Origin of the sequence: Chroogloeocystis siderophila 5.2 s.c.1, from assembly GCF_001904655.1 — a bacterium.
In the GTDB taxonomy this organism is placed as follows: Bacteria; Cyanobacteriota; Cyanobacteriia; order Cyanobacteriales; family Chroococcidiopsidaceae; genus Chroogloeocystis; species Chroogloeocystis siderophila.
This window is the reverse complement of sequence record NZ_MRCC01000015.1, coordinates 1-12,600: the sequence shown is the minus strand read 5'-3', so window position 1 is coordinate 12,600 and position 12,600 is coordinate 1. Positions and strand designations below refer to the sequence as shown.

The window sequence follows — 12,600 nt, the reverse complement described above, 5'->3', positions numbered from 1 at the left end:
ACCTCTGCGACAGTTAATGGCTGAATGCTCAGACTGGAGTCTACTACACGCCAAAGTGCATCGAACCTTGCGATCGCGTTGTCTTTTGCCACGCGATCAACGCATCCTTGTTGCTGTTTCAGGCGGACAAGATTCGCTGTGCTTAATTAAACTCCTTCTCGATTTACAATCTAAATGGCAATGGCATTTAGGCATTGCGCACTGTAATCATCAATGGCGTAGCGACGCCGCAGCAAATGCTACTTACGTAGCTCAACTAGCACAAGCATGGAATACACCATTCTATAGCGAAACTACTGATCGCGTATTACGTAGCGAAGCCGCAGCCAGACAATGGCGCTATCAAGTCTTGAGTGCGATCGCACAAAAACACCAATATAAATACATTGTTACCGGTCATACAGCCAGCGATCGCGCCGAAACACTGCTGTATAATTTAATTCGCGGAAGTGGTGCGGATGGATTACAATCTCTCACTTGGTATCGCGCACTTACGCCGGAGATTGGCTTGGTACGTCCTCTGTTAGAAGTCACGCGAGAGGAAACAGCACAATTCTGTCAAGATATGCAATTGCAGGTTTGGGAAGATTCTACTAACCAAGACCTCAAATATGCGCGAAATCGAATTCGCCAAGAACTGATACCATATTTGCATCAATTTAATCCCAAAGTAGAGCAAACTTTAGCTCAGACCGCAGAAATTTTCCATGCAGAAGTAGAATACCTAGAATCAGCCGCTGCTCAACTCCAGCAAAATGCAACAATCACAAACGATGATGCAACGGTTAAGCTCGATTGCTTGATTCTCCGGAACGCACCTTTAGCTTTGCAACGTCGCGTCATTCGGCGAGTATTGCAACAAACCCTGCAAACTGCGCCTAGCTTTGCGCAAATTGAAAAAATTATTACCTTGATAACAGCCCCGAATTGTTCGCAAACGGATCCGTTACCTGGAGGCGCGATCGCACAAATTAAACAAAACTGTCTTTGGATTTACAGCAGCAGGGTAGAAGAAAAATAAAAATTAACGAAAAAGTAACTACTAACTCATACGCAATATCACGGATAGTCAGGTTATTCGACTATAGATGATATAACTTCTTTCTCGTTTAAGGCACTGCCGTTTCAATACTTGGAACAAGGTTTTGCAGAACTTGGTGGATCTGCGCGATTGTTTGCTGTTCGCTACTGTTATTGAATGCCGCGCTGATCGCTTCTAGTTGCTGTTGTAGGCTATTCCAGTTGTCTTGAAGTGGTTGCAATACTTCTTGCGATAACTTGATTCTGCCCGAAGTTTCTGCGATGCTTGCCTGTAGCGAGTGTAGTTGCTGTTCTAAAGTTTGCCATTGTTGCTGTTTGAGCGCTTGCATCTCGGTCTGCGAATCAACTAAGCTCTGTAAAGAGACAATGCTCGATTCTATTTGAGAAAGCTCTTGTTCTAGCTTTTGCAGTTCCTCAGCTTTTTGCTGCTTAAATACTTCGATTTGTGCTAGTACTGGCTGTAAATCTACGCTTGGCTCATCACTAATCGTCGTGAAATTGTGACAACCTTGCCGATGCCAGAGAACGTGCAGATGCTGTTGTAAAATTGCTTTACGCTCGCGCAAATTTTGCCGTTGCCCGACTAAAGTTTCATTCAACATTTGGTAGCGATCGTACTCTTCAGCTAATTCAGCCTCTATTTGCGATCGCGCACTTGAGTCGCTTTGACTTAGTTGTGTTTGCAATTGATCCACAGCTTGCTTTTGCAACTTAAGTTCTTCTTCTTGATCGTTAACAAACTGAGAATTCTTAGCTAAATCCTCCTGCAAGTCTTGTACAATCTGCTGTAACTGCTCAATTGGCATTTGTTCTAAATCTGTTATTTTGACCTTCTCGCTAACATCAACTTGCGTAACAGATTCTGCAATGCGAGATACTTCTCGATATAACTCCTCATGTTTTTGTAACTGCCATTTCAGTGTTTGCGCGTACTCTTGTTTATAGTTTAAAATAGTAGTTTTTACCTTTAACTCAGATAAAGATTGTTCTAATAAGCTTTGGGCTTGTTGCCACTCAGTAAAGCTTTCTTGCCATGTTTGGGCGATACTTTCAAACTCTTGTTGTTGCTCTTGAGCATAACTTTGCTGTTGTTCTATTTGTTGCCAGTGCTGAGTTAAAGTATGTTGTCCAGTAGCAAGATTTGCTAACAAAAGTGTAAGTTCTTCTTGTACTGATGTGGTTGGTACACTACAAGACAAATGCTCCACTAATTCCTGTATTTGACGTACCTGAAATTTATCTATTCCTAAATGTTGAGATTCTTCCCAACAATGCCGTTCATTTTGTAGCTGTTCCCAGCCTTTTGCTAAATCTTGACGGCTAGATTCAATTTCCTGGCGCAGCATTTCTGCTTTTTCTTGCCCAAATTTAAGTTCTTGATGTCGCGCTTCTAGTTGTTTAAATTCAGCTTCCATTTGCTGAAGTTGCTCTAAGCGCGCTTCCATTTCCATGTTGCGGCGATTCATTTCCTGACTTTGGTAAGTCAAAGACTGCTTCCAATGCTCAATTTCTTCTTCCTGACGCTTAAATTTTTCAATTACGCGAGAGAAGCTTTGTAAAATATTGACCAAAGGACGCCCTGCTTCTTGCAAGCGTTGCACTTGTCGATTTGCGTTTAAATCAGCTAATACTAAAGCTCCTGTCGCAAAATTACTAGCTTCCTCCGCAGGAATAACTTCTTCGCCTGGTACAGGATTCCAACTTTGATCGCCTCGCTGAAAGGCTAGTAATTTAATTTCAGCCTTTCCAGCACCCATAAACCCACTTTTTTGCTTCTGAACTTCTGCTAAATACAGCACTCTGACCGCCCTCTTAAATTACCTTAATTACTGAAGTATCGCAAATGATTTAAAGTTGTTTAAATTAAGCTTTGATTGTGAGTATTTTAGAATCTGAAAATATATATATTCAATTTTTTAGGTATAACTAAGTATCCAAAAAAAGATTTATTAACTAAGTTGAACATCGGTTTCATTTGAAATATTTGTTATAAATTATTAGTTGACCAAAATGTATTATTTCTTCTGTTAACATAAAACATTTAATAGCTCGTACACTTAATCAGACTATATTTAATAGCATTATCACAATTTATTACCAGCTACTACCGTGTATTTACTGAAGACAGCAAACTTGCTAGGCTATTTGTAATAAAGTAATCAGTAAATTTTCGCTTGGTCGTTTACCAAGTTAGCGTTAATTTAGTCTTGTAGTTAAGTAAATTCAAGCTAGTTTATCAAATCAAATATAAAATACTCAGCTAATGTTTTTTCTAGCATATATGTAAAGAGAATATTAACATCTCATCAAACTTTATTTTGAAAATCATTTTAAAGAGGCTAGTTCTTGAGCTAGCAAATTTTATCTAGGAGATAAGTTAATAATTATGGCAACAGTTTTAGTTGTGGAAGATAGTCCCACGCAAAGGGAAATTATCATACAACTCCTACAAAAAAGTGGTTTACAAGTTACCGTAGCCCATGATGGAGTTGAAGCCTTAGAGCAGATTCAAGTATCTTGTCCATCAATTGTTGTACTTGATGTTGTCATGCCGCGGATGAATGGTTATGAGCTTTGCCGTAAGTTAAAAACAGATCCAAAAACTCAAAATGTACGAGTAATTATGTGTTCGACAAAAGGAGAAGAATTTGATCGTCATTGGGGAATGAAACAAGGTGCAGATGCATATATTGTTAAACCTTTTCAATCAAATGAATTTTTAGGAACAGTGAAACAACTGCTGCAAGGATAAATCAACCTAATGAGCGGTAATTTAGAATTATTAACAACAAGTCCTAGCCAAGAGCAAGTTGCAAATCAGCTGCAAGAATTAGAAAGACCAGAGGGAGAACTACATTTACGATTTTACTTAGCATCTGGTCAAGAATTAGCTTTCAGCGCCATGGCGATTAGAGAAGTCATTTCTGCACCACCCGATCGCATTACACCAATTCCTAACACTTCTCCTTTACTGCTAGGGACATTAAATTTACGCGGGCGAGTCATTTGGGTAGCTGATTTAGGGCAATTTTTAGGTGAAACGTCTGCGGTTAACACAGATCGAGCAGAAATTCCGATTATTGCCGTAGAAGATCAAGAAACAATTATAGGGTTAGCTGTAGAACAAATTGTAGGTATGGAGTGGCTAGATGTTGAGGCAATTCAGCAACCAAAGACAACAGATAATACCACTCCATATTTGCGCGGTGAGTGGTTATTAAGCGATCGCACCCATCAGTGTCTTCGACTGCTCGACCAAAAAGCAATTATCCGGAGTAATCGATGGGCAGCAGTATGAAATTAAGGCAAGCGGAGACGGCAAATGACATTAAGTATCAATCAAGATCAGGAATACCAAGAGGCACAAAAAGCCTATATTCAAGGCAACTACGAAGCAGCAGTCGCAATTTTGGAACGATTACTTCAAGAGTTTCCTGACGATCCAAATAGTCATCTATTGCGGGGACATATTTACTGCATACATCAACAATATGCCCAGGCACAAGCAGAGTATCGCACCGTTATTGAGCTTACAGAAGATACAGATTTGATTGATTGCGCAAACGAGGCGCTCGAATCGATTGGTCAATACGAAAGCGCACAGCAAGCAAGTCACTATACAAATTCTGAAAAAGAGTTTGAAGACACTTATCTGTTGATGGATGTTGCTAACAACGCTGAAACACCATTTAACCACCAGCAACCTGAAGATAACGAACTTGCTGCCTTTGAGGAATTCGATTCTAGCAGCTGTGATTTTGAGCATTTTGACTACAACACACCATCGCTTTCAGAAGTTGAGTCGCCGTTTCCAGACGCTTTTAGTTCTTCATCAGGCGATCGCGCGCAGGAAGCAACGTCAATCGAGGCGTTTGTCGATCCTTTTGCTTTGGCTCAAGCCAAAGTCCCGTCGTCAATTGGTAGAACAAAACTACAAGATGAGGATTTACCAAGCAACTCAGATTTCTTTGCAACTACCGCAGCAACGGAACACTCAAAGGTGGATTTTTCTAAGTCAGTAGCCACAGAAACCTCTGAAATTGAAGATACTTTTGGTTATCCAGCCTCACAGCAGCAGCAAGTAGAAGAAGTTGAAGACCAGACACTGCTGTTGTCTCCAACAAAGTTGCAAGTAGAAGAAGTCGAATCACCTTCTGCTGAAGATCCAACAATTGAAGATACCTTTGGGTCAAAAATTCCTGTCAACAACTTTGTACAAGACGAGCATCCGACAGTAGGTCATGCAGCGAGTACATCAATACAGGAATTTTCTATTGCTGAATTCGATGCCTTTGACGATTTGGGTAGTGTTCCTGAATTTGAGCATTCAGCAACTGAGGTTGCACCGCAAAACACCAATGAAGGAGATGTCATTTTAGGCGATTTGGCAAGTGAAGTCGCAGCTATGCCAACTGCGAATGAATCTGTTCTCCCTCACACAGATAATGCTTCAGTCCCACCTAGCAATCATGCTCAAGGGTGGCGTAAGCATTTTGAAAACGCCTCTTTAGAGAAAAAACAATGGTTAACAGCAAGTAGCGTCGGCATTGTCTCAGCAGTTGTAGTTGCTACACTCAGCTTAAGTAGCTCGTTTCTCACTCCTGTGCCGAATAGATCTGCCGTAAGAAACACTGGTTGGATGCTAGCAGCAGCAGCGGGAATTGCGGGTTTTGCGACGACTCGGTTTTTGGGACAAATCACAACCAAACAAATCAAACGCACAACCGCAGATCTCTATCTACAGTTTGATGCTCTTAGAGAAGGTACTTTCACTCCACAACCTGCTGCGCAAGACGAATTAGGTCAACTCGTTGCTAAATTCAACGAAATGGCGCACGTCATTCAAGCAACGACAAGTGAAGCGCAGCACAAAGCGCGACAACAGGAGGAAGAGAAAGAAAATTTGCAGCGCCAGGTTATGCGCTTACTTGATGATGTTGAAGGTGCAGCACGTGGAGATTTAACAGTGCGTGCGGAGGTCAGCGCTGATGTGATGGGTGCGGTTGCTGACTCGTTCAACTTGACAATTCAAAGCCTGCGTGAAATTGTGCAACAAGTGAAGATTGCCGCGAAGCAGGTGAGTAAGAGTGCTACAGATAGCGAAACATTCGCACAAAGCTTATCTTCAGAAGCGTTGCGCCAAGCCGAAGAACTCGCGGTGACGCTCAATTCGGTACAGGTGATGACTGAAGGAATTCAACGCGTTGCAGAAAGTGCGCGCGAGGCAGAGTTGGTGGCGCGTTCGGCTTCAACAACTGCATTGAAAGGAGGAGAAGCGGTAGAAAGAACGGTTGCAGGTATTTCAGAAATTCGCCAAACGGTTGCAGAAACGACACGTAAAGTTAAGCGCCTTGCTGAATCATCGCAGGAGATTTCCAAAATCGTTGCCTTAATCTCGCAAATCGCCTCACGAACCAACTTGTTAGCACTTAATGCTAGTATCGAGGCGGCACGGGCGGGCGAAGCTGGACGCGGTTTTGCAATTGTAGCTGATGAAGTTCGCCAACTTGCAGACCGTGTTGCTAAAGCATTACGCGAAATTGAACAAATCGTTAAGCAAATTCAGAGCGAAACAGGTTCTGTGATGACGGCGATGGAAGAAGGTACGCAACAAGTTATTCAAGGAACGCACCTAGCGGAACAAGCTAAACGATCGCTCGAAGACATTGTGCAAGTTTCTAATCGCATTGATACACTTGTTGGCTCAATTACAGCAGAAACCGTCGCGCAAACCGATACTTCGGTTGCTGTAGCTTCGGTTATGCAATCTGTAGAATTAACCGCTCAAGCTAATTCGCAAGAAGCGCAGCGTGTTTCTGGATCTTTGAAAAATCTTGTGAAAGTCGCAGGCGATTTACTGAACTCAGTTGAACGGTTCCGTGTAGAAACAACAGAATCAAACTAAAGCTAAATAGTGAGTAGCTTAGTTAAACTGGCAACTTAACAATGTAAGTCTATTTTTGTTTAAATTATACATTAGAATTCCTATGGTACAAGAGCAAGAACAGCGAATTTTAGGCTACTTTATTGATGAAGCTAACGACCACCTAAATACAATCGAGCAAGGGTTGGTAAATCTTCAAGATACACTTACAGATGCGGAAATGATCAACGCCGTTTTTCGGGCGGCGCATTCAGTAAAAGGTGGTGCTGCAATGCTAGGTTTTGATAGCATCCAGCAAACATCGCATCGTTTAGAAGACTATTTCAAAGTTCTCAAAGAAAACGCAACAGTTCAAGTTGACCAAAAATTAGAAACATTACTTCTGAAAGTATTTGATACTTTACAAGAATTAATTAATAATCTAGAAACATACCTATCACTTCCAGAGCAAGTTGTTGATGATTTAATGGCAAAAACCGAGCCTATATTTACTGAGCTAAATGATCATTTAGAATTACTTGTACAAAAAGCTAAAAGTAGCGATCGCCGTTCAACTGATTTACCAACCCATGAATCAATTAGAAATGATCTGCTACCCGTTTTTCAAAATCAAGTTATGCAAAAGCTGCGCGAGATGTTACAGCTATTCAAGCAACCCGAAACTCCGCAAAGCCGCCAACAACTACAGGAATGTTGTCAGCAGCTATCACAACTAGGTACTCAGCTTAAACTACCTAGCTGGTCTAAAGTGTGCGAAACTGCATCAGAAGCGATCGCGAATCAAGATAATAACTATCGTATCCTTGCCCCTGTTATTATTAAAGACCTCAAGCAATCCCAAGAATTAGTTTTAGCAGGTCGCAGTTCCGAAGTTTCCACAACCCAACAACTACAAGCACTTTCTGCTAAGAATATACACAATTAGCAACATTATAGCTAAGTTGTTTAACTATGAATATTGATTCTTTTAGAACATCGATATTGAGTAAGTAAAACCTCAAGTTTATATGTTCTTAGAATTAGAAAACTCATAGATACAAAGATACAAGCAGATATTAGTGAGGAAAGTAAATTCCTCACTAACTACTATTAAAAATATATACTTATTTCAACTAGCTTTAATTGTAAAAATACTATGCTGCCAGAGTCAGAACAGCACATTTCAGCGTTTAACAAAGAACCTGCTGAACAGGATATTGAAGCTTTACCAGAGAACGCCAAACAAACGAATGTAGATATTGAGAATGGGCTTAATAGTTTGTTTGAAATAGAGTCTGAAGGCGATATTAGCCAATGGTTAACATTAGACACACCAGAGGAGTTAGCAAAACTCGACTTATCTCCCAGTTTTCAAACATTAGAATCTAATTTTGTTAACGTAGATGGTGAAGTAGAACTTAAACTATCTGTTACATCTGATGATGAGTTTAATTTTAATACTTTGTTTGATGATAAGAATGAGGAAAATCTAATTGAATCAGATGATGTAAATCTTGAGTTTTATAGCTTATTTTCGACTCTAGAAGATACAGTAAAAACAAACAATTTAGATACTCCTCAAAATGACTTTATTTCAGAAGAAGTTCATCAAGTATCTTCTTTAAATGAGCAGAAGACCACAACTATACAAAACCAAGAAAAATTTGATGTAGTAGACTTTTGGTTTGACGAACATAGTGATTTACAAAATAACCTGTATGGTAGTAACGAATTGAATAATGTTATTAAAAATTCGATTGAACCAAATTTAGAGATTAAAACGATAGAAGATATTGAATTACTAACAATCTCTGAACTAGAAGTTAGTACAAATGTAGTAAGTAATTTCTCTGATGGCACAAACCAACAGGCTACTAATTTTAGTGGCGTACAACTTGAAAAAGAAACAGTTATTCAGTCATTTTCAGAAGTAGATTTTACAGATTTAGAATTACTCTTAACAGAAGAAAACGTAGTAGATAATGAAGTTAATGTAGAAGATACGTTAGATAGAGGATCAGAGCCGATTGAACAAACTGTCGATGTTAACGATGAGTTTGACGAATTAGCAGCATTACTGGCGACTGATACAATCGAAGTAGAAACTACAGAAGATTTTGCCGAACTGGATGCGCTGTTAGAAACAAAAGCGATCGCAGCAGAAAACGAGTTTGCTGAACTTGAAAGCCTCCTCGAAGACGAACCACAAAATCAAAAGTGCGAAGAACCTACATCCGAATCCATAACGAAAACATCTCCTTCTGTAGCCCGCACAGCCTTTGAGCAGACGATGCGGGTTTCAGTTAAGCAATTAGATGGAATCGGTAACTTAGTCGGAGAACTTGTTGTTAACCGCAATAGTTTAGAACAAGACCAACAGCGATTGCGTCAGTTTACCGAAAATCTCTTACATCGCGTGCAACAACTCAACGAACTAGGAATCAGAATGCAGGAGTTGTACGAACGATCACTGCTGGAAGCTTCTTTACTAAGCAGTCGTTCGCACTCGCGTTCAGAATCGGTTGATGCGGACAAAACTCCCGAACGTCACGCCACTGGGATGGATTTTGACGCTTTGGAAATGGATCGGTTCACCGGCTTTCATACATTATCTCAAGAGATGATCGAAATGATTGTCCGCGTGCGCGAATCAGCGTCGGATATTGAGTTTGTTACGGATGAAACCGAACAAGTCGCGCGTCAATTTCGCCAGGTGACAACTCAACTGCAAGAAGGAATTACGCGATCGCGAATGATTCCATTTTCGCAAATTGCTGATCGCTTGCCGCGTGCAGTAAAAGATATTACGCTCAAATACGGCAAACAAGCTGATCTCAAAATCGAGGGTCGCGACACCTTAATCGATAAGGTGATACTTGAGCAACTCTACGACCCAATGACGCATTTGGTCAACAATTCAATTACACACGGTATTGAAACTCCTGAAGAACGTATTGCGCAAGGTAAATCACCAACAGGAACAATTACAATCCGCGCTTTCCATCAAGGAAACCAAACAGTGATTTCAGTCTCTGATGATGGTGCGGGTATCGATCCTGACCGCGTGTTGACCAAAGCAATTCAAAAAGGGTTAATTACAGTAGCCGAAGCACGCACAATGTCCCGTGTAGATGTTTACGACTTGCTGTTTCACCCTGGTTTTAGTACCAAAGACAATGTTGATGAATTTGCTGGTCGAGGTGTAGGTATGGATGTTGTGCGTACCAGCCTTATAGAAATTCGGGGCATCATCAACACTGATTCTACCCTAGGTCAAGGAACAACATTTACAATTCGCCTACCACTGACTTTAAGTATTTGTAAAGCACTGTGCTGCTTAAGCGATAAAGCGCGGATCGCGTTTCCGATGGATGGAGTTGAAGATATGCTAGATATACCAGCGTCTGCTTTACTCAAATCGGAAGAGGGTCAACCTTGTGTTGTGTGGCGGGATTTAGTATTGCCATTGCGACCATTGAAAGAGCTATTACATTACAATCGCGTTTTAGGTCGCGGTAATGTTTATGGCACTAACCGTGAAGAGGATTTAGTTTCGGTCATTATCTTGCGATCGGCGGGAACTTTTACCGCACTGCAAGTAGATCAAGTTTTAGGCGAACAAGAAATTGTAATTAAGCAATTTGAAGCGCCGATCTCAAAACCAATTGGTATTGCAGGCGCAACGATTCTTGGCGATGGTCACGTTATGCCAATTGCTGACGTGTTGGAATTAATTGATTTATCGCTGGGACGCATTCAACACAGAAACAACGAAGCGCTATGGACTACAAATGCAACTCCTAGCAAGCCAATAGTGACAGAACCCGTCAAGACTGAGCCGACGGTATTGATTGTTGATGACTCAATTACAGTCCGCGAGTTGCTCTCACTCACATTTAACAAAGCTGGCTATCGTGTCGAACAAGCGCGCGATGGTCAAGAAGCTTGGGACAAACTACGCGATGGTTTACCCTGCGATCTCATCTTCTGCGATATCGAAATGCCCAGAATGGACGGATTGGAACTGCTATCACGCTTGCAACAAGAGCCTAACTTCAGTGATATTCCAATTGCAATGCTGACCTCGCGAGGTGCAGAAAGACATCGCCAAATGGCAATTCAACTCGGTGCGAGTGGTTATTTTACCAAGCCATATTTAGAAGAAGTTCTGCTGGATGGTGCTGCGCGAATGCTTCAAGGCGAGATGTTGGTGGTTAGCTAGTTGTCTGGCAAATCAATTCGCGGCTCGAATTACAACGTCCACCTACGTGGACTCACGCATCAATCAATATTATAGAAACCTGTGAAGACAGGGTTTGTTTGTGTTGCTGCGGTTTCAACCGCTAAGCTCCGATTATATTTGTCAATACTAGCGAGGAATTGAATACAGTAGAAAAAGGGTTTTTAACGACAACTAACCAATGACCACATCCCCAAGCGAAATTGATACCCAACCTGCGTTTGTTCATGTACCTGTTTTAAGTCAGGAGTTACTCGCAGAGTTAGTCGTGCGTCCTAGCGGACATTATCTTGATGCCACGGTGGGTGGTGGTGGTCATAGTCGCTTGATTTTAGCATCCGCTCCAGGTGTGCGCGTGACAGCAATTGACCAAGACTTAGAGGCGATTGCTGCTGCGCAAGCAACACTTGCACCTTATAAAGAGCAGGTTGAATTTTGGCATGGGAATTTTGCTGAATATCAACCGCAAATGCAATTTGATGGCATTATTGCCGATTTGGGTGTGAGTTCGCATCACTTTGATGCACCCGAACGCGGTTTTAGTTTTCGCCATGAAGCACCTTTAGATATGCGGATGAATCAGCAGCGATCGCTCACTGCGGCTGAAATCATTAATCATTGGGAGGAGGCGCAACTTGCAGATATCTTCTTTAAATATGGCGAAGAACGACTATCACGCAGAATTGCGCGCCGAATTGTTGAACAGCGTCCGTTTCAGACAACAACACAATTAGCTGAAGCGATCGCATCATGGGTACCTCGTCAATATCGTTACGGTAGAATTCATCCAGCTACGCGTGTTTTTCAAGCTTTGCGGATTGTTGTCAATGATGAGTTAACCATATTAGAAACTTTCTTACACCGCGCCCCGCATTGGTTATTACCACAAGGTAGAATTGCGATTATTAGCTTTCATAGTTTAGAAGACCGAATCGTTAAACATACTTTACGCGCTGCGCCTCAATTACAAGTCCTGACAAAGAAACCGATTACACCTCAAGAAGACGAGTTAGCGACTAATCCCCGTGCGCGTTCGGCAAAGTTGCGAATTGCACAAAGAAATACTGCTTCTCATTAAAACGAGACTCGTCGAGGAATTTTAATACAGAAGGTCGAGCCTTGACCTAACTCACTTGTAACACTAATCGACCCGCGCATCATTTGGACTAAGCTACCGGTGATTGCGAGTCCTAAACCTGTACCGCCGTGTTGACGAGCGTTTGATTGACTTGGCGAATCTCTGTAAAAATATCTTTGAGATCGTCTGCTGCAATTCCAATTTCGGTGTCGTGAACTGCGATCGCAACTTGTTCGCTAGAAGGTTCGCAAACAGAAACTCGAATACTACCAGCGTTTGTAAATTTAATCGCGTTTGACAGTTAATGAACTACCCCGCCGCAAGCGGACGGGGTATCAGAATCAAAAAAGAGTCAATTGCTCATCTCGGTGCAGTTTG

Annotated in this window: 8 protein-coding genes and 1 pseudogene; 7 read left to right on the top strand and 2 right to left on the bottom strand. The window is 41.6% G+C overall.

Going from position 1 to position 12,600, the window contains the following annotated elements; translation table 11 throughout:
* Window positions 1–16: 16 nt before the first annotated feature.
* Window positions 17–1,021, top strand: coding sequence for a tRNA lysidine(34) synthetase TilS (gene tilS / locus NIES1031_RS17315; protein WP_073550760.1), 1,005 nt, complete (start codon window positions 17–19; stop codon window positions 1,019–1,021).
* 88 nt (window positions 1,022–1,109) lie between these two features.
* Here tilS and hmpF read toward each other — a convergent pair whose 3' ends face one another.
* Window positions 1,110–2,840, bottom strand: coding sequence for a pilus motility taxis protein HmpF (hmpF, locus tag NIES1031_RS17310; RefSeq protein ID WP_073550759.1), 1,731 nt, complete (start codon window positions 2,838–2,840; stop codon window positions 1,110–1,112).
* A 587-nt stretch (window positions 2,841–3,427) separates the two neighbouring features.
* On the opposite strand from hmpF, the gene NIES1031_RS17305 reads away from it, so the two are divergent.
* The 6 genes from NIES1031_RS17305 (at window position 3,428) to rsmH (ending at window position 12,222) form a co-directional block, all read left to right on the top strand.
* Window positions 3,428–3,793: a response regulator transcription factor gene (locus tag NIES1031_RS17305; protein ID WP_015187576.1), complete on the top strand. Its 366-nt coding sequence runs from the start codon at window positions 3,428–3,430 to the stop codon at window positions 3,791–3,793.
* A 9-nt stretch (window positions 3,794–3,802) separates the two neighbouring features.
* Window positions 3,803–4,339 (top strand): chemotaxis protein CheW, encoded by a 537-nt coding sequence (locus NIES1031_RS17300; protein ID WP_073550758.1) that lies wholly within the window; start codon window positions 3,803–3,805, stop codon window positions 4,337–4,339.
* 24 nt (window positions 4,340–4,363) lie between these two features.
* Window positions 4,364–6,946 carry a methyl-accepting chemotaxis protein gene (locus NIES1031_RS17295; protein WP_073550757.1) on the top strand — a complete coding sequence of 861 codons (2,583 nt, stop codon included), beginning with the start codon at window positions 4,364–4,366 and terminating at the stop codon, window positions 6,944–6,946.
* Window positions 6,947–7,028: 82 nt separating this feature from the next.
* Entirely contained in the window at window positions 7,029–7,850 is an 822-nt protein-coding gene (locus tag NIES1031_RS25070) for an Hpt domain-containing protein (protein ID WP_073550756.1), read from the top strand.
* A gap of 210 nt (window positions 7,851–8,060) precedes the next feature.
* Window positions 8,061–11,126, top strand: a complete 3,066-nt coding sequence (locus tag NIES1031_RS17285) for a hybrid sensor histidine kinase/response regulator (RefSeq protein ID WP_073550755.1) — start codon at window positions 8,061–8,063, stop codon at window positions 11,124–11,126.
* Between the two features lie 199 nt (window positions 11,127–11,325).
* Window positions 11,326–12,222 carry a 16S rRNA (cytosine(1402)-N(4))-methyltransferase RsmH gene (gene rsmH / locus NIES1031_RS17280; RefSeq protein ID WP_073550754.1) on the top strand — a complete coding sequence of 299 codons (897 nt, stop codon included), beginning with the start codon at window positions 11,326–11,328 and terminating at the stop codon, window positions 12,220–12,222.
* Here the strand turns inward: rsmH and NIES1031_RS26405 are convergent.
* Window positions 12,219–12,511, bottom strand: a pseudogene (locus NIES1031_RS26405) (ATP-binding protein). The gene rsmH and the pseudogene NIES1031_RS26405 sit on opposite strands and share 4 nt — an antisense overlap.
* Between the last annotated feature and the right edge of the window lie 89 nt (window positions 12,512–12,600).